At 68.7% G+C, this 16,427-nt stretch carries 16 protein-coding genes and 1 riboswitch; of the genes, 4 read left to right on the plus strand and 12 right to left on the minus strand.

Annotated elements, in window-relative coordinates:
* Positions 1 to 36: 36 nt before the first annotated feature.
* Positions 37 to 417 (minus strand): VOC family protein, encoded by a 381-nt coding sequence (locus AB3X08_RS21210; protein ID WP_369934971.1) that lies wholly within the window; start codon positions 415 to 417, stop codon positions 37 to 39.
* Between the two features lie 33 nt (positions 418 to 450).
* Positions 451 to 1,704: an MFS transporter gene (locus tag AB3X08_RS21215; RefSeq protein ID WP_369934973.1), complete on the minus strand. Its 1,254-nt coding sequence runs from the start codon at positions 1,702 to 1,704 to the stop codon at positions 451 to 453.
* A 97-nt stretch (positions 1,705 to 1,801) separates the two neighbouring features.
* Here AB3X08_RS21215 and AB3X08_RS21220 point away from each other — a divergent pair, with 97 nt between their 5' ends.
* Positions 1,802 to 2,707, plus strand: a complete 906-nt coding sequence (locus AB3X08_RS21220; RefSeq protein ID WP_369934974.1) for a LysR family transcriptional regulator — start codon at positions 1,802 to 1,804, stop codon at positions 2,705 to 2,707.
* A 103-nt stretch (positions 2,708 to 2,810) separates the two neighbouring features.
* On the opposite strand, the gene AB3X08_RS21225 is transcribed toward AB3X08_RS21220, so the two are convergent.
* The 7 genes from AB3X08_RS21225 to AB3X08_RS21255 all read right to left on the minus strand — a co-directional run bounded on the left by AB3X08_RS21225 (position 2,811) and on the right by AB3X08_RS21255 (position 10,136).
* Positions 2,811 to 3,479 carry a VOC family protein gene (locus tag AB3X08_RS21225; protein ID WP_369934976.1) on the minus strand — a complete coding sequence of 223 codons (669 nt, stop codon included), beginning with the start codon at positions 3,477 to 3,479 and terminating at the stop codon, positions 2,811 to 2,813.
* Between the two features lie 189 nt (positions 3,480 to 3,668).
* Entirely contained in the window at positions 3,669 to 4,001 is a 333-nt protein-coding gene (locus AB3X08_RS21230; RefSeq protein ID WP_369934977.1) for a thioredoxin family protein, read from the minus strand.
* A 90-nt stretch (positions 4,002 to 4,091) separates the two neighbouring features.
* Positions 4,092 to 4,655 (minus strand): flavodoxin, encoded by a 564-nt coding sequence (locus AB3X08_RS21235; protein WP_369934978.1) that lies wholly within the window; start codon positions 4,653 to 4,655, stop codon positions 4,092 to 4,094.
* Positions 4,656 to 4,886: 231 nt separating this feature from the next.
* A complete protein-coding gene (locus tag AB3X08_RS21240; protein WP_145703830.1) occupies positions 4,887 to 5,927 on the minus strand; it encodes a ribonucleotide-diphosphate reductase subunit beta in 1,041 nt (346 codons plus the stop codon).
* Positions 5,928 to 6,053: 126 nt separating this feature from the next.
* A complete protein-coding gene (locus tag AB3X08_RS21245) occupies positions 6,054 to 8,486 on the minus strand; it encodes a ribonucleoside-diphosphate reductase subunit alpha (protein WP_369934980.1) in 2,433 nt (810 codons plus the stop codon).
* 179 nt (positions 8,487 to 8,665) lie between these two features.
* Positions 8,666 to 8,889, minus strand: a riboswitch (cobalamin riboswitch).
* A 330-nt stretch (positions 8,890 to 9,219) separates the two neighbouring features.
* Entirely contained in the window at positions 9,220 to 9,510 is a 291-nt protein-coding gene (locus AB3X08_RS21250; protein ID WP_369934982.1) for a hypothetical protein, read from the minus strand.
* An 86-nt stretch (positions 9,511 to 9,596) separates the two neighbouring features.
* On the minus strand, positions 9,597 to 10,136 hold the full coding sequence (locus tag AB3X08_RS21255; protein ID WP_369934983.1) for a hypothetical protein: 540 nt from the start codon (positions 10,134 to 10,136) through the stop codon (positions 9,597 to 9,599).
* A 181-nt stretch (positions 10,137 to 10,317) separates the two neighbouring features.
* Between AB3X08_RS21255 and ompR the strand changes: the two genes are divergently transcribed.
* From ompR to AB3X08_RS21270, 3 genes are all read left to right on the plus strand, one after another.
* A complete protein-coding gene (gene ompR / locus AB3X08_RS21260) occupies positions 10,318 to 11,040 on the plus strand; it encodes a two-component system response regulator OmpR (RefSeq protein ID WP_369934985.1) in 723 nt (240 codons plus the stop codon).
* Complete coding sequence (locus AB3X08_RS21265; RefSeq protein WP_369934986.1) at positions 11,037 to 12,305, plus strand: ATP-binding protein; 1,269 nt, start codon at positions 11,037 to 11,039, stop codon at positions 12,303 to 12,305. Before ompR ends, AB3X08_RS21265 begins: the two co-directional genes overlap by 4 nt.
* Positions 12,306 to 12,432: 127 nt before the next feature.
* Positions 12,433 to 13,344 carry an alpha/beta hydrolase gene (locus AB3X08_RS21270; RefSeq protein ID WP_369934988.1) on the plus strand — a complete coding sequence of 304 codons (912 nt, stop codon included), beginning with the start codon at positions 12,433 to 12,435 and terminating at the stop codon, positions 13,342 to 13,344.
* Positions 13,345 to 13,376: 32 nt separating this feature from the next.
* Here AB3X08_RS21270 and AB3X08_RS21275 read toward each other — a convergent pair whose 3' ends face one another.
* The 3 genes from AB3X08_RS21275 to AB3X08_RS21285 all read right to left on the minus strand — a co-directional run bounded on the left by AB3X08_RS21275 (position 13,377) and on the right by AB3X08_RS21285 (position 16,353).
* Complete coding sequence (locus tag AB3X08_RS21275) at positions 13,377 to 14,147, minus strand: SIR2 family NAD-dependent protein deacylase (RefSeq protein WP_369934989.1); 771 nt, start codon at positions 14,145 to 14,147, stop codon at positions 13,377 to 13,379.
* Positions 14,148 to 15,342: 1,195 nt separating this feature from the next.
* Positions 15,343 to 15,774: an organic hydroperoxide resistance protein gene (locus AB3X08_RS21280; protein WP_263396723.1), complete on the minus strand. Its 432-nt coding sequence runs from the start codon at positions 15,772 to 15,774 to the stop codon at positions 15,343 to 15,345.
* Positions 15,775 to 15,885: 111 nt separating this feature from the next.
* Entirely contained in the window at positions 15,886 to 16,353 is a 468-nt protein-coding gene (locus AB3X08_RS21285) for a MarR family winged helix-turn-helix transcriptional regulator (protein WP_369934990.1), read from the minus strand.
* Positions 16,354 to 16,427: the final 74 nt, after the last annotated feature.

Here is a 16,427-nt window from a genome sequence, read left to right on the forward strand (position 1 = left end):
CGCACGGCGCGGGCGTCGCCGCGACGGCGCCCGCATTCAGAGCGGGTTGGCGACCTCGATGAGGTTGCCGTCCGGGTCGCGGAAGTACAGCGACAGGATCGGCCCGCAGGCGCCGGTGCGTTGCACCGGCCCGTCCTCGATCGGCACCGCGGCGACCTGCAGTTCTTCGGCCACCCGCACCAGCGGTGTGGCGGTGAGAAAGCACAGATCCGCCGCGCCGGGCGTGGGCGTGCGCGCCTTGGGCTCGTACTCGTGTCCGGCAAGATGCAGATTGAGTTTCTGTCGGCCGAACGCCAGCGCCTTGCGGCCTTCGCCGAAGGTCACCACGCGCATGCCCAGCACCTGCGCATAGAACGCGCAGCTGGCCTCGATGTCGGCGACGGTGAGGACCAGATGGTCGAGGTGGTCGATCTGCATCGCGGAATCCTCGTTGGCTGACGGCGGCGCGGCTCACTCGCCGCGCGGTGGATGCGGCCCGAAGCGGCCGTAGGGGCGGCTGTCGTCGGCACCTCGGCGCAACACCTGCGCGGCCACCAGGCCGATGCCCAGCAGGACCAGGCAGCAAGCGACCAGCGCATTCCAGCCGCCGTGCTGCCAGGCCGCGCCGCTGAGCGAGCCGATCAGGCTGGCGCCGCTGTAGTAGGCCAGCAGGTACAGCGATGCGGCATGGCCCTTGTTCTGGCCGCCGAGGCGGCCGACCCAGGCGCTGGCCGCCGAGTGCGCAATGAAGAAACCGATGGTCAGCAGCACGATGCCGGCGATGACCACCGCCAGCACGTGCGCGACGGTCAGCGCCACGCCGAGCGCGGCGGTGGCGATGCCGGCCAGCACCACCGGGCCGCGGCCAAAGCGGTCCGACGCGGCGCCGGCCACCGACGAGGACACGATGCCGAATACGTAGGCGCTGAAGATCATGCCGAGCTGGCTCTGGCTGAGCCCGAATTCCGGCCCGCCCAGGCGGAAGCCGGCGTAGTTGTAGACGCTGACGAACACGCCCATCGCCAGGAACGGGATCGCGAACAGCCACGGCAGGTAGCGATCGCGCAGATGCCCGCCCCAGGCCTGCAGATGGAAGCGCAGGTTGATGCCGCGGCGGCGCACGAAATGCCGCGAGGGCGGCAGCAGCAGCACGAAGCCGACCGCGGCCAGCAGGTCGATCGCCGAGACCGCCGCCAGCGCGGTACGCCAGTCGAAATGATCGGTGAGCACGCTCATGCCGATGCGCCCGACCATGCCGCCGAACGCGTTGCCGGCCACATACAGGCCGGTGGCGGCGCCGAGCCTGGACGCCGGCACTTCCTCGGCCAGATACACCATCGCCACCGCCGGTACCCCGCCCAGGGCGACGCCGGACAGCGCGCGCACCACGACCAACGCGCCCCAATGCGGCAGGCACGCGGCGACCAGGTTGAGCACCGCTGCCAACGCGATCGACACGAACATCAGCCCGCGCCGGCCGAGATTCTCCGACACCGCGCCGGCGCAGAAGATCGCGATCGCCAGGCCGCCCGTGGCCAGCGACAGCGGCAGCGAACTGGTCGCCGCGTCGACCCCGAATTCGCGCGCGAACGACGGCAACAACGGCTGCACGCTGTACAGCAGCGAGAAGGTGGCGAAACCGGCCAGGAACAGCGCCAGGCGGATGCGCAACAGCGGCGCGTCCGCCACGGCCTGCAGCGGCGGGCAGTGGCTGGAAGTGGTCACGACGACGCGGCAACGAACAAGGGTCGCCAGTATTTGCCTGCGCCGATCCGGTGTCCAATATATGATCCAGGCACTTTCCATATCTTCTGGATATGACATGGAACTGCGCCACCTGCGCTATTTCCTGGCCGTCGCCGAGGCCGGCCACTTCACCCGCGCCGCGGCGCAGCTGGGCATCCAGCAGCCGCCGTTGAGCCAGCAGATCCGTGCGCTGGAACAGGAACTGGGGACGCCGCTGTTCGTGCGAACCCCGCGCGGCGCGGACCTCACCGAAGCCGGCCGCGCGTTCCGGGTCGAGGCCAGGCGCGTGCTTGCCGACCTGGAACGCGCCGGCGAGGCCGCCCGCCGCGCCGCGCGCGGCGAGAGCGGCGTGCTGCGGCTGGGCTTCACCGCCTCGGCCGCGTTCAATCCGATCGTGCCGGCGTTGGTACGCAACTTCCGGCGCGGCTGGCCGGCGGTGACGCTGGCGCTGGAGGAAACCAACACCGCCGGCCTGCTTGCCGCGCTGGTGCAGGGGCGCCTGGATGCGGCCTTCATCCGCTACAGCGTGGTCACGCCGCCCGAACTGCAACTGCTGAAGTTTCCCGACGAGCCGATGAAGATCGCGGTGCCGGCCGCGCACCGCCTGGCCAGGCGCCGGCGCGCGCCGCTGTCGGCGCTGGCCGGCGAACCATTCATCCTGTTCCCGCGCAGCTTCGGCACCAGCCTGTACGACGAAATCCTTGAGGCCTGCCGCCAATCCGGTTTCGAATTGCAGATCAAGCAGGAAGCGCCGCAGATGTCGTCGATCGTGAACCTGGTCGCCGCCGAACTCGGCGTCTCGGTGGTGCCGGCCTCGACCACCCAGGTGCAATTGCCCGGCGTGCGCTACCTGGACATCGAAGGTCGCGTGCCGATGGCGCGCCTGGCGCTGGCGACGCTGCCGGCCACCGCGCAGGCGCTGCCGGTGGTGCGCCATCTGTGGCAGCTGGCGCAGGCGCATGCGAAGGGCAAGCGCGGGTAGTGGAAGCTGGATGCCCCTGTAGGAGCGGCTTCAGCCGCGACAGAACCTCCGGATAGAGTCTGTCGCGGCTGAAGCCGCTCCTACAGGAGCATGGCCGCACGGCTCACTGCGACACCACTTCCCACCCCGCCGCGTCGCGCAGCACCTCCCCGCCGCGCACGCCTTCAACCACCACCCGCACGCCCTGCGCGAACGGCAACTGGCGTTGCTCGGGGAACCAGCGCCGCTGCGCATCGACCACGATCAACAACCCCTCATGGTCACCGAGCGGTGCGAACACGTCCGATACCGGCATGAACGGCGGCAGCCGCATCCGCTCCCGCGCCGCCGCGGCGACCGCCGGCACCTGCGCGCTGGGCAATCCGATCTCGCTGATGCACAGCAACTCGGCTACGGAGAATTCACCGTCGGCGACGGCTTCCACCGGCAGCGGCTTGCGCGCGATCAGCTCCAGCACCGCGCCGTCGGGCCCGGCGAAATACACCGACTGCGATTGCCACGCCGCGTCGAGCGCGAAGCGCGATTCGCCCAGCGGATCGCGCAGCAACGGCACGCGCCGGGACAGCCAGGCGCAGGCGGCATCGAAGCGGGCCGAGGGGATGTTGAAGGCCAGATGCACGCTGCCGACCGCGGCGGTGGCCGGTACCAGATCGAGCAGGCTCCAGCCGATGCGCACCTGCGTGGCCGCGACCGGTAGGTGCAAGAGATCGCGATAGAACGCGGCGCTCGCCGCGGGATCGCTGACGGGCAGGCTCAGTTGGGCGATGCGCATGGTGGCTCCTTGTGCGGGAGCCTGTATTGGACGACCTCAAGCGTGGTTGAGGTCAAGCGCGGTAGCGGCGCATGCGCAGCACATCCTGTAGGAGCGGCTTCAGCCGCGGCAGGTTCTATCCGTAGGTTCTGTCGCGGCTGAAGCCGCTCCTACAGAAACGCGGTGCCGATCGGCATGCGGCGAGCGCGCTCAGGCCAGATGCGCGCGCACCGCTTCGTCGATCTTCGCCGGCGGCACGAAGCCCGGCACCCGCGCGACTTCCTCGCCCTGGCGGAACAGCATCAGCGTCGGCGTCTGGCGCAGGCCCTGGGCGCGGAAGAACTCCTCGCCCACGTCTTCCATCTTCACCTTGAGCAAGGTGACGCCCTGCGCGCTGTCGCTCTCGGCAAAGCGCTCCAGCGACTTGTCGAGCATGCGGCAGCCAGGGCAGTTGTCCTTGTTGAAATCGGCCAGCACGCGCGGATGCGCGGCGATGGCGTCGGCGAACTGTTCGGCGGTGGCGACGGTGATGGTGGTGAACATGGAGCGGAACCTTGTCTGATGTCGGAGGATGCCTGGCGCGGGATGGCGCGAGACCGGCGTTGCCAGGAAACGAATGGGACCGCTATGGCGTCAACCGCTGCCGTGCGGCGGCAACGCCATCGAGGCGAACCCGGCCAAACTGCCGGGCGCGGGTTCGGCGGAGGACGCCACGTGCACGGCGCCGTCCGGCCGCGCACGTGCGGCGCGCAACGCCAGCACCTGCGCGCACCAGGCGTCGATCGCGGCGTTGTCGCGGTCGCCGTGCGGCATCTGCTCGATCTCCAGCAACGGATAGGCGCTGTCGAAGAAACGCGCGATGCGCTTGACCGCGCCGCAGTAGTACTCCAGCCCCCACTGCGTCTCGCCGGTGCCGAACGCGGCGACCTCGATCGTCCTGCCGGTCGCCTCGACCAGCTCGGCGATGTAGCGCTTCATCTCCGCCGGGGTACGCCCGGCGTTGTCGCTCCAGCTGCCAAGCAGGTGCAGGTCGAAGTCCGCCGCGCGCGCGGCGTCGCCGAGCGCGCCGTGCAGGGTCTGCAGGTCGGTATGGATCCAGGTCACCTGGTGCCCGGCGGCCTCGCACTGCGCATGCACGCGGCGTGCGACGTCGCGGGTGTTGCCGCTGAGCGAGGCGTAGGCGAGCAGGAGGCGCATGAGGCAGGGATTGGGGATTGGGGATTGGGGATTGGGGATTCGAAAAAGTGGGTTCGGCGTGACCGCGACCAAATCACGCCTCACACATTCCCGGACCGCTGCTTCTCGGAGTCAATGAGTGGAGATAGGAGATCGGTGATTAGGAAAAACAGGTTTGGCATGGCTTTTACCAATCCCGAATGCCCAATCCCCGGGCTTTTCAGCAGCCGAATGGCTGATCATCCCGGCCCTTCAAAGATCGTCGAAGCCGTTGTCCGAGTTGGTCTTCTTGTAGCTGGCGTTGCGCATCTCGAAGAAGTCGGTCTTGGTCTCGGTGAAGTTGTCGGCGTAGGCCTTGATCCACGGCATCACGTTGTCGCTGGCGTCGGTGTACAGCTTCTCGATGCCGAGCATGCCGGACATCTTGTTGGCGCGGTACTTCACGTACTGGATCATCTCGTCCACGTCGATGCCCTCGATGCCGTCCAGCACTTCGGAGGACCACTCGGTCTCCAGCCGGATCGCATGCTCGAACGCCTGGTGCACGTAGTCGGTCAGCTCGTTGGTCTGCAGCTCGGCGTTCTCGCCGATGATGGCGCGGATCAGCTCGCTGATGAACTTGGTGTGCGCCAGCTCGTCGCGGTTGATGAAGCTGATGATCTTGCCGGTGCCGGTCATGCGGTTCTGCCGCACCAGGTTGTAGAAGTACGCGAAACCCGAATAGAAATTGATGCCTTCCAGGATCGAGGACTGGATCAGCGAGCGCAGCAGGGTCTCGGCGGTCTTCTCGCGCATGAAGTCGTCGTAGGCCTGCATGATCGGCTGGTTGCGCGCGATGATGGTCGGGTGCGTGCGCGCGATCTCGAACACGCGGTTCTGGTCGGCCAGCCCGGCGATGGAGGCCAGCACGTAGGAATAGCTCTCGTTGTGGATCACTTCCTGCTGGCCGATGATCGCCGCGTTGGCGTGCGCGGCCGGGTCGGTGATGTATTCGGCGACGTTGTAGATGAAGCGCGTCTGCGGCGAATCCAGCGTGGCCAGCAGGCCGATGATCGAGTCGTAGGCGTTCTTCTCGCGCGCCGACAGTTCGCCGTACTGCTTGGCGTCGCCCTTCATGTCCACCTCGTCGGGGATCCAGAAGTTGGTCGACAGCTCCTTGTACGCGCGATAGAACGACGGGTACGGGATGTCGTTCCAGTTGAGGATGCCGCTGGTGGTGCCGTTGATGATCCCGGTGGAACGGTTGGGATGCATCGGTTCGAGGATCTTGATGCGGTCGAGCGCGATGGCCATGGGTCGGATTCGTTCGTTGGTGAAGCGCGCCGGCAAGCGGCGCGGCGATGCGGGGAGTGGCGCACCACGCGCATGGCATCCCCACGGGGAAGCCATGCGCGCGCAGGCGCCGCTACGCGGTGGCGATCAGCTCGAGCACCACTCGCATTCGCTGATGTCGATGTCGTTGGAGCGCACGTAGTAGGTGGTCTTCAGGCCTTCCTTCCACGCGGTCATGTGCAGGTCGAGCAGAGTGCTGGCGCGAATGGTGCTGGGCACGTAGAAGTTGAAGCTGATCGACTGGTCGACATGGCGCTGGCGGCGCGCGTTCTGGCGCACGCTGGCGAACTGGTCGACCCGGTAGGCGCCCTTCTCGTAGTACGGATAGGTGTCCACGGTCAGCCCCGGCGCCACCACCGGGCGGCGGAAGTCCTTCTTCTCTTCGTAGTAGAACGCGCTGTAGATCGGGTCGATCGAGGCGGTGGAGCCGGCGATCTGCGCGGTGCTCATGTTCGGCGCCACCGCCACCATCCAGGCGTTGCGCACGCCGTTGATGCTGACCTGCGCCGCCAGTTCCTGCCACTCGGGGCTGGTGTAGCCGCGCTTGCTGAAATACTCGCCGTTCTGCCAGTCGCTGCCCTTGAACACCTTGTACGCGCCCTTCTCCTTGGCCAGCGCCAGGCTCGCCTGGATGGTCAGGTAGTTGATGCGCTCGTACAACGCGTCGCTGTACTCCTCGGCCTGCTTGGAGTTCCAGTCGATGCCCTTCTGCGCCAGCAGGTGGTGCCAGCCGAAGGTGCCCAGGCCGATCGCACGGTACTTCTGATTGGTGATGGTGGCCTGCGGAACCGGCAGGTCGTTGAGGTCGATGACGTTGTCGAGCATGCGCACCTGCACCCGGATCAACCGCTCCAGCACGTCCGGTGAGAGCAGGTCCGGCTGCGCGGTGACCGCGCGGCCCAGGTTCACCGAAGACAGGTTGCACACGACGAAGTCGCCGGCCTGCTTGGTGGTCACGATCTGGTCGCCGCTGATCATCTCCTGGATGACCCGGGTCGGGCTCATGTTCTGCAGGATCTCGGTGCACAGGTTGCTGGAATACACCATGCCCTGGTGCTTGTTCGGGTTCATGCGATTGACTTCGTCGCGATAGAACATGAACGGGTTGCCGGTCTCCAGCTGGCTGACCATGATCCGCTTGAACATGTCGATGGCCTTGACCACCTTGCGGCCGATGCGCTCGTCGGCGACCACTTCCTCGTACTTGGCGCGGAAGGTGCCTTCGCCGCGCTTCTCGTCGAAGAAGTCCTGCAGGTACCAGCCCTTGACCTCCTTCACTTCGTGCGGGTCGAACAGATACCACTCGCCGCGGCGCTCCACCGCTTCCATGAAGATGTCCGGCACGCACACCGCGGTGAACACGTCGTGCGCGCGCAGGCGCTGGTCGCCGTTGTTCAGGCGCAGGTCCAGGAACGCTTCGATGTCGCGATGCCAGATGTCCAGGTACACGGCGATGGCGCCCTTGCGCTGGCCGAGCTGGTCCACCGACACCGCAGTGTTGTTGAGCTGCTTGATCCACGGCACCACGCCGCCGCTGGAGTTCTTGACCCCGCGGATCGCCGAACCGGACGAACGCACGTAGCCCAGGTAGGCGCCGACGCCGCCGCCGTGCTTGGACACGCGCGCCACGTCGGTGTTGGAGTCGTAGATGCCCTGCAGGCTGTCGTCGACGGTGTCGATGAAGCAGCTCGACAGCTGCCCGCCAATCTTGCCGGCGTTGGCCAGCGTGGGCGTGGCCACGGTCATGTACAGGTTGGACAGCGCCCAGTAGGCCTCGCCCACCAGCTGCATGCGGCGCTCGCGCCCGCCTTTACCGGACTTGCCCTCGTCCTGCATCAGGTACAGCGCGATGGTCAGCCAGCGCTCCTGCGGCAGCTCGTACACCTTGCGCGAGTTGTCGGTGGCCAGGTAGCGCGTGGCCAGCAGGTACAGGCCGTTGTAGGCGAACAGCTTGTCGCGCTCCGGATCGATCATCTTGCCGGCTTCGGCCAGCTCGTCCTTGGAGTAGTTCTTGAGGATGTCGATCGAGTACACGCCGCGATCGGCCAGGCTTTCCTGCAGGCCGACGTAGGAGCCGTACTTCTCGCCGGCATCGTAGAAGCGGTTCTTGCTGGCGCGCTTGTACAGGCGGTGCAGGTACAGGCGCGCGGCGAAGTACTCCCACTCCGGCGTGGCGATGTCCACGCGCGACTCGGCCTCGCGGATCAGGTAGTCGACCATGTCGTCGGCCGACAGGCTTTCCTTCTTCTCGACGAAGGCGAACGCCTTGCGCTCGTAGTCGGCCACGTCCAGCTGCGGGAACTCGGCATGGATCCGGTCCAGGGTGCGCTGCAGGCGCGAGCGGTCGAAGGCCATGCGGCGGTTGCCGCCGTCCTTGACGATCCAGGTCACGGCGCGCTGGTCGTTGCTCGGCTCGCCGGCGGCCGCATCGGGTTGCGCGGCAGCGGCGGCGGCAGGCGTGGGTTCGACGTCGGCGGTGTCGAGGGGGGCTGCGGCCGGCAGGCTGTGGGTCTGGCTCATGAAGGTCTCCAAGCGTGGTGCACCCGGCTGCCTGACCCTCGCAGGCAACGGTCCGGCCGGATCAGCAGGGTGGCGACGCGGTGTCGCAGAGACCGCGACGGCGCAGGCGCGAGCCTGCGGGCGGTCACCGCTTCACCGACCCTCTCCCCCCGGAGATGCAACGGTCGGCGCCGCGCTGTGTGCATCGCGCGGCTGTCGGCAGGTCTTCGGGCTTATGGGCGACGGCCGCTGGCCGGTTTCCTAGCCCATCGCTTCCCAAGGCAGGGCGCCTCAGTGCGGGTGACGGGTTCGTTCCCAATTACCGCTGCGGGGCAGCGCCGGCCTGAGCGCTCGCGCGCCGCACCGGCTTCCCTTTTGATCCCGCAGCCTGGTGGCTGCTGGAACCGACCACCACAAGATAGTGGGGTCCCCGAGCGTCGTCAACGCTAAATGTAGTCATATCTTCGAAAAGCCAAGCGGGGCAACCGTTTGCCGTAACAACGCCGCAAATCCCCGCTGCGGGACGCCGAATCGGGCCTGGAAACGGCCGCAGCGCCCATGCCGCAAGGGCCGGGCGCGTCTGTTCGGCGGATGCCGTGCATGGCGGTGCGCGCCGATCCGCGCCAACTGCGCGGGACGCGGGCCACCGCTACGCGGGCGGCGGGCGGCGGGCGGCGGGGGAAACGGTAGCCGCGCGGTGCCCGCGCTGCCGGGACTGGAATGCAGGCGCGATGCCGCCGTCGGCCGCGCCGGCTCAGGGCGAGCGCTGTCCGGCCTGTTGCCTGGCCTGCTGGACCGCCGCACGCAGTTCGTCCGGCGACAGCTGGCCGTCGTGGTTGCGGTCCAGCGCGTCGAACCGCTTGGCGACACGCGGCAGCGATGCCTCGGCTTCGCTGCGGTTGATCAGGCCATCGCCGTTGGCGTCGGCGGTCTTGAGCTTTTGCTGGAGCTGTTGCTTCTGTGCGGCGCTCGGCGCGGTCTGCGCGGCAGCGCTGCCGGCCAACAGCAGGCTGCACAGCAGCCCTTGGGCAATGCGTGTCTTCATGGCGGTTCTCGGATGACGGGTAAACGGAAAAGTGGCGACCTGCGGTGACTGGCCGCCGCGCGCGATCGCCACGCTCGGGCGTCCGGCTACGGACGGCAGGCCACGACCTCGCCGGCGGCGTTGGTACAGGTCCCGGTGTGGCTGACGCTGCCGCCGGCGACCGTGGTCGCGCCCTGGTAGCTGCCGCCGTTGGCACCGGTGGCGCTGGTCTGGCGGCTGCCGGCGACGCTGCCGTCGGCGCTCCTGGCGATGTTGCCGCTGCTGCTGGCGCTGCCGCCGTTGGCGCCGCTGACGCTGGCGCTGCCCTGGCGGCCGGCGCTGCCGTCGGCGTTGCGGTAGAAGCTGCCCTGGCGCGTGGCGGAGCCGCCGTTGGCACCGCTGGCGGTCCCACCGCTGCTGCCCGTCACGTTGCCCTGGCCATCGGCCTGCCATTGCCGCGCACGCATCCGGCTGCCATGGGCGCCGCTGGCGCTGGCATTCACCGCGGCGCTGCGGGCACCGTCCGCATGGCTGGCGGTACGGGTGCGCGTGCGTTCGCGCGCCTGCGCATCGGGCGCCGCCACCGCGGTCAGGCCGCCTGCGGCCAGGGCGATCAACAGGATCGCGCTACGTAGCGAAAGAGTCATCGTGGTTCTCCAGGAAGCAGCACGGGGACGCTGCGGTGGAGTCACGGTAGGCCGCGCGCGGGCGCAAGGTGTTGGGTTCTGGCCAGCGGATGTTTCCGCCGGCGGCGGCAGAAACATCCGCTTACACAATCCGCGCGCCGGGCGTTGCCGGGCGGCCGCGGCGCAGCCGATAGTGGCGGCCATGAACGACGCCCCTGCCCGCCTGCTCCTGGTCGACGACGACGCGCGTCTGCGCGAGCTGCTGCGCCGCTATCTGGAAAGCCAGGACTTTTCGGTGAAGGCGGTGGCCGACGGTGCCCAGCTGCAGCAGGCGCTGGCGCGCGGCCATTACGACCTGGTGGTGCTGGACCTGATGTTGCCCGGCGAAAACGGTCTGGAGATCTGCCGGCGCCTGCGCGGCCAGGGCGACACCACGCCGATCGTGATGCTCACCGCCAAGGGCGACGAGATCGACCGCATCGTCGGCCTGGAGATCGGCGCCGACGATTACCTGCCCAAGCCGGTCAACCCGCGCGAGCTGCTGGCGCGGATCCGCGCCGTGCTGCGCCGCACCGGACCGGCCGGCGCCGGCGCGCCGCAGCCGGACGGCGGCGAGATCGGTTTCGGTCGCTTCCGCCTGCACCTGGGCCGGCGCGAACTCAGTCGCGACGGACAGCCGCTGAAGCTGACCACCGCCGAGTTCGCGGTGCTGTCGGTGCTGCTGCGGCATCCGCAGCAGCCGCTCAGTCGCGACCGCCTGATGAGCCTGGCGCACGGCCGCGAACACGACGCCTTCGCGCGCAGCATCGATGTCACCGTGGCGCGGTTGCGCAAGTTGCTCGAAGACGACGCGCGCACGCCGCGGCTGATCCAGACCGTGTGGGGCATCGGCTACGTCTACGTGCCGCCGCAGGCCGCGCCATGAGCCGCGCCCGCCGCAGCAGCGACGGCTGGCCGCGCAGCCTGTTCGGGCAACTGGTGCTGGTGATCGCGCTGGTGCTGGCCGGCGCCGGCCTGCTGGCGTTGCTGCTCGGCCGCGAACTGGCGCTGCGTCCGGCCGCGCAACAGGTGCTGCGCACGCTGGACGGTTTCGCCAATGTCGCCGAGGCGCTGCAGCGCTCGCCGTCGGCCGCTGCGCTGGAGCCGGCGCTGCACGAGGCCGGGCTGCAGGTCCGGCACGCTCCGCCGCCGGCCGCCAAGCGCGCCGGCCCGCTGGCCGACGCAGTGCAAGGGCGCGCCGCCGGCCAACTCGGCCAGGGGCGCGAACTTCGCCGCGGCGAAGACGGTGCGCTGTGGCTCAAGCTGGCCACGCCCGATCCGCTGTGGGTGGCGTTTTCCGGCGAACGCCGCGGCCATGGCGTGCGCCGTTTCTCGGTGGCCTTGCTGGCCGCCTGCGCGCTGCTGGTCTGGCTGGCCGCCGCCTATTTCGCACGGCGCCTGGTGCTGCCGCTGCGGCGACTGGCCCTGGCGGCGCCGCACATCGTGCGTGGCGACGGCGACGTGCCGATCGCCGGCGGCGGCCCGCGCGAAGTGAACGACCTGGCGCGCGCTCTGGCCGATGCCAGCGCCGACGTCCGCAGCGCCGCGGCCGAGCGCACCTTGATGCTGGCCGGCATCTCCCACGACGTGCGCACGCCGCTGACCCGCCTGCAATACGCGCTCGCGCTGCTGCCGCAGGTGGATCCGGAACTGCGCGACGGCATGGAGCGCGACATCGGCGAGATCGACGCGATCCTGGCGCAGTTCATCGCCTATGCCCGCGACGGCCGCGACGAAGCCAGCGCGCCGCTGGACCTGGCCGACCTGTGCCGGCATGCGCTGGGCGCCACGCGCACGGCCTGGGAGGTGGACTTACCGGAGCAGGCGCCGCTGTACGCCAAGCCGATGGCGCTGCAGCGCGCGCTCGGCAACCTGATCGGCAATGCCGAGCGCCACGGCGCCGCACCGTTCCAGTTGCGCCTGGCGCGCGACGGCGACGGCTGGCGCATCGAGGTGCGCGACCACGGCCCCGGGCTGGATCCGGCGCTGGCCGCGAGCGCGCAGCAGCCGTTCGTGCATGGCGGCCACGGCGGCAGCGGCTTGGGCCTGGCGATCGTCGAGCGCGTCGCCCGCCAACACCACGGCGAACTGCGCCTGGACAACGCCGCGCCGCACGGACTGCGCGCAACGCTGCGGGTGCGCGAGGCATGAACGCCGGCGCGGTGCCGACGCCGGCTGCCGCACGCGCCGCAGCAACCGCTGCCGTGCGCACCGCAATCGTATCGGCAACGCATCGCGCCCTCCCCGCCCACGCCTGCGCCCCCCAAGGAGTCCGCCCATGATCTCGCTCGCCCGCACCTTGCTCGGTATGACGCTGCTGCTGACCGCGCTGCACGCCGCAGCGCTGCATGCGCAGGATGGCCGCCTGCGCGAACGGCTGCGCGCGCGGCTTGCGCAATCGGCCGCCGCCACGCCAAGCGCGCCGCTGCCCCAGGGAGCGCGCGTGCTGCGCGATGTCGCCTACGGCGCCGATCCGGCGCAGCGCTTCGATGTCTACCTGCCCGCCAATGCGCGCAACGCGCCGCTGATCGTGATGGTGCATGGCGGCGGCTGGGCGAACGGCGACAAGGACAATCCCGGCGTCGCCGCCAACAAGGCCGCGCACTGGTTGCCGCAGGGCTACGCGCTGGTGTCGGTGAACTACCGCATGCTGCCGCAGGCCACGCCGCTGCAACAGGCCAGCGATGTCGCCCTTGCCGTGGCCAAGGTGCAGGCGCTGGCAGCAAGCTGGGGCGCCGATGGCGCAAGGACGGTGTTGATGGGGCACTCGGCCGGCGCGCACCTGGTGACGCTGCTGGACCTGTCGCCGACGCTGCTGGCGCAGGCCGGCGCGCACCCGCCGCTGGCCACGGTGGCGCTGGACAGCGCCGCGATGGACGTGGAGCAGGTGATGCAGGCGCGGCACCTGCCGCTGTACGACCGCGCCTTCGGCAGCCAGCGCAGCGACTGGATCGCCGCCTCGCCGTATCACCAGATGGGCAGCGCGGCGCCGCCGCTGCTGGCGGTGTGTTCCAGCCGCCGCGCCGATGCCTGCGCACAGGCCCGACACCTGGCCGACAAGGCGGGCGCGCGGCGGATCCGCGTCGAGGTGTTGCCGCAGGACCGCAGCCACGCCGAGATCAACCACGACCTGGGCCTGCCGTCGGCCTATACCGACGCGGTGGACGCGTTCCTGCGTTCGTTGCGCTGACCGCGTGCGGCGCGGATCGCCGGCGCCCGACCTCAGTTCGCCGGCCAGCGCTGCAACAACAGCGGCAAGGCCACCGCCGCGCTGTCGCGCCAGTGCAGATCGGCGCGCGAGGACAGGCCGCTGGGCTCGGGATTGATTTCGACCACGTAGGCGCCGCGTTCCTTGGCGCGCAGCGGCAGCCCGGCCGCCGGATAGACCAGGCCGGAGCTGCCGATCACCAGCACCAGGTCGGCCGCATCGGCGGCGCTCTCGGCGCGCGCCCAGTCGGCGGCCGGCAGCGCCTCGCCGAACCACACCACGCCCGGCCGCACCGCGCCGCCGCAGGCCGCGCACACCGGCGGCGCCAGGCGCTGGGTCGGCGCCTGCACGTCGATCGGCGGCAGCAGCCCGTGCCAGGCCTGGGCGCAGTCGCTGCAGCGCAGCGCCGACAGGCGCCCATGCACATGCGCGGCGACCTCGCTGCCGGCGCGCTGGTGCAGGTCGTCCACGTTCTGGGTCGCCAAGGTGGTGCTCTTCAAGCCGGCCAGGCGCACGAGTGCGTGATGTCCGGCATGCGGCTGTGCCTGGGCGACGATCGCCATGCGCCAGCGGTACCACCCCCAGACCAACGCCGGGTCCGCCCGCCACGCCTCTTCGGTGGCCAGTTGCTGCGGATCGAAGCGCGCCCACAGGCTGTCGTCCTGACCGCGAAAGGTCGGCACGCCGCTCTCGGCGGACATGCCCGCACCGGTGAGGACCAGCAGGCGCCGCGCGCCCTGGATGAAGGCGGCGACGGTATCGGCGTTGTAAGCGGAACTAAGCATGGCGGACACAAAGGTGATGACGTTCGCACTATCACATTGACCCAGGTCCGCCTCAATCTGCACTACAGCAATGCGCCGTGTGCACGGGTGTGTGGCAGAGGTCATTCGGTGCGAAGGCGATGCAATTGCTGTTGGCCTGACATGCGTCTCATCGCGTCATGCTGCCGCCATCGTCACCGCGATGCGGGAGCCGGCACCCCGCTGTTGCTGTTGCTGTTGCTGTTGCTGTTGCTTTGGCTTTGGCTTTGGCTTTGGCTTTTGTTTTGTTTTTGATCTACCGGGTCCCCTCAGCGCGGCAGACCCGGCGGGCGAATACCCGAAGGGCGGCGCGCAGGATGCGCGCCGTTTTTCGTTGGCACATGGATGTGCCATCGAAAAATGCCCGTTGGGTCTGCGGACCCGGAGCGCGCAGCGCGGAGGGCGCGCTGCGGGGTGTGCTTTCTTTTGGTTACTTTTCTTTGCACAAGCAAAGAAAAGTGACCCGCGCCAGCGGAAGCTGTTGCTCTTGCTGTGGCTCTTGCTTCAAGCTCTTCGTAGGAGCGGCTTCAGCCGCGACAGGCATCATCGATTACGTTGGTCGCGGCTGAAGCCGCTCCACGGTTCTGCTCATTCGGCACGCGTGTCTCAAGCAACAGCCAAAGCTTTCGCCTTGCGGCGAGTCACTTTTCTTTGCTCGCGCAAAGAAAAGTAACCAAAAGAAAGCGCGCCCTGCCTTGCGCCCTCCGCGCTGCGCGCTCCGGGTCCGCGTCCATGACGGGGATTCGCGGAAGGGGCATCCTGCCCCTACCGCGAACGGCGCACATCCATGTGCGCCGCCCTTCGGGTTTTTCCCCGCCATGGCCGCCGCTGCGGAAGGGAACCCGGCAAGTCAAAAGCCAAAGCAACAGCAACAGCAACAACAGCGGAGCCGGCGGCCATGGTCGGCGGAACAGCCATGGAAACGCTGCGTTTGCATCGAATCGATGCTGCCGCCATCGCCAAACCACGCGCTCGCGCAGTACGGAAGCCTGTTGTTCAAATCGCTCACGGATCGGCGCTTGAGGACATCTCGTTCCGGGCCGACAACTGCCACCCTTGCCGTCGAAGGCACCGCAGCGCGTACGCCAAGCTGGCTCGGGCAATTTCCGTAGTGCAGACAGCAAAAAAACCCCGCCGCGCAGATCGCGCGGCGGGGTTTTTGGACGAATCGCATCGATCAGTCGAGAACGACCAGATTCACGTCGATGTTGCCGCGGGTCGCGTTGGAGTACGGGCAGACCTGGTGCGCCTTGTCGACCAGCGCCTGCAACTCCTCGCGCGGCATGCCCGGCACCGCGATGCGCAGTTCCACCGCGATGCCGAAACCGCCCGGGATCTGGCCGATGCCGACACTGCCTTCGATGCTGACTTCGCCCGGCAGCTTCAGCTTGTCCTGCGCCGCTACCGCCTTCATCGCGCCGATGAAGCAGGCCGAATAGCCGGCCGCGAACAGCTGCTCCGGATTGGTGCCGTCGCCGCCAGCGCCGCCCAGTTCGCGCGGGGTCGACAGCTTCACGTCCAGCGCCTTGTCGGAGGACACGGCGCGGCCTTCGCGGCCGCCGGTCGCGGTGGCGTGGGCGGTGTAGAGGATCTTTTCGGGTGAGGCCATGGTGGTTACTCCAGGTGAGGCGCGTCGCGCCGGTTGATTGACAGCTATTTAATAGCACACTACTTAATTAATGGAACGTCATGGCGCCAAGTCGATCTCGTGGCGATAGCATCAGCCGCCGCCCAGGTTGCCGCGCAAGGTTTCCAGTTGCTGTTTGAGCTGGCGCAGGTCCTGCAGCGAGCACGCCGCCGCGCAGAACACCTGCTCGGGCACCGCGCTGGCCTTGTTGCGCAACGCGCGGCCGGCCGCGGTCAACCGCACCACGACCTGGCGTTCGTCGTCGGCCGAGCGTTCGCGCGTGACCAGGCCGCTGGCCTGCAGCCGCTTCAACAGCGGCGTCAGCGTGGCCGAATCCAGGAACAACCGCTCGCCGATCGCCCCGACCGTGCGTGCGTCCTCTTCCCACAGCACCAGCATCACCAGGTACTGCGGATAGGTCAGGTCCAGCGTCTTCAGCAGGCCGCGGTAGAGCTTGTGCATCGCCAGGTTGGCCGAGTACAGCGCGAAGCACAGCTGCTGATCCAACTGCAGCGCCGCCTCGCGGCTGGGGATCTCGGCAGGGGTGCGTTTCTTCGGCATGAGCGCAATTTACATAGCGCGCTATTTAATTGCAAGCACTTTTTATAGCTCGCGCCAGTCGGCGCGTGCGCCGT

This window comes from Xanthomonas sp. DAR 34887 (assembly GCF_041245805.1).
Classification (GTDB): Bacteria; Pseudomonadota; Gammaproteobacteria; order Xanthomonadales; family Xanthomonadaceae; genus Xanthomonas_A; species Xanthomonas_A tesorieronis.

What these genes read in the sequence shown, in the direction of transcription:
- AB3X08_RS21280 (WP_263396723.1), bottom strand. Translation starts at nt 15,774, where the DNA reads ATGGCCTCACCCGAAAAGATCCTCTACACCGCCCACGCCACCGCGACC.
- AB3X08_RS21250 (WP_369934982.1), bottom strand. Translation starts at nt 9,510, where the DNA reads ATGAAGACACGCATTGCCCAAGGGCTGCTGTGCAGCCTGCTGTTGGCC.
- AB3X08_RS21210 (WP_369934971.1), bottom strand. Translation starts at nt 417, where the DNA reads ATGCAGATCGACCACCTCGACCATCTGGTCCTCACCGTCGCCGACATC.
- AB3X08_RS21285 (WP_369934990.1), bottom strand. Translation starts at nt 16,353, where the DNA reads ATGCCGAAGAAACGCACCCCTGCCGAGATCCCCAGCCGCGAGGCGGCG.
- AB3X08_RS21275 (WP_369934989.1), bottom strand. Translation starts at nt 14,147, where the DNA reads ATGCTTAGTTCCGCTTACAACGCCGATACCGTCGCCGCCTTCATCCAG.
- AB3X08_RS21220 (WP_369934974.1), top strand. Translation starts at nt 1,802, where the DNA reads ATGGAACTGCGCCACCTGCGCTATTTCCTGGCCGTCGCCGAGGCCGGC.
- AB3X08_RS21225 (WP_369934976.1), bottom strand. Translation starts at nt 3,479, where the DNA reads ATGCGCATCGCCCAACTGAGCCTGCCCGTCAGCGATCCCGCGGCGAGC.
- AB3X08_RS21230 (WP_369934977.1), bottom strand. Translation starts at nt 4,001, where the DNA reads ATGTTCACCACCATCACCGTCGCCACCGCCGAACAGTTCGCCGACGCC.
- AB3X08_RS21240 (WP_145703830.1), bottom strand. Translation starts at nt 5,927, where the DNA reads ATGGCCATCGCGCTCGACCGCATCAAGATCCTCGAACCGATGCATCCC.
- AB3X08_RS21270 (WP_369934988.1), top strand. Translation starts at nt 12,433, where the DNA reads ATGATCTCGCTCGCCCGCACCTTGCTCGGTATGACGCTGCTGCTGACC.
- AB3X08_RS21245 (WP_369934980.1), bottom strand. Translation starts at nt 8,486, where the DNA reads ATGAGCCAGACCCACAGCCTGCCGGCCGCAGCCCCCCTCGACACCGCC.
- AB3X08_RS21235 (WP_369934978.1), bottom strand. Translation starts at nt 4,655, where the DNA reads ATGCGCCTCCTGCTCGCCTACGCCTCGCTCAGCGGCAACACCCGCGAC.
- ompR (WP_369934985.1), top strand. Translation starts at nt 10,318, where the DNA reads ATGAACGACGCCCCTGCCCGCCTGCTCCTGGTCGACGACGACGCGCGT.
- AB3X08_RS21265 (WP_369934986.1), top strand. Translation starts at nt 11,037, where the DNA reads ATGAGCCGCGCCCGCCGCAGCAGCGACGGCTGGCCGCGCAGCCTGTTC.
- AB3X08_RS21255 (WP_369934983.1), bottom strand. Translation starts at nt 10,136, where the DNA reads ATGACTCTTTCGCTACGTAGCGCGATCCTGTTGATCGCCCTGGCCGCA.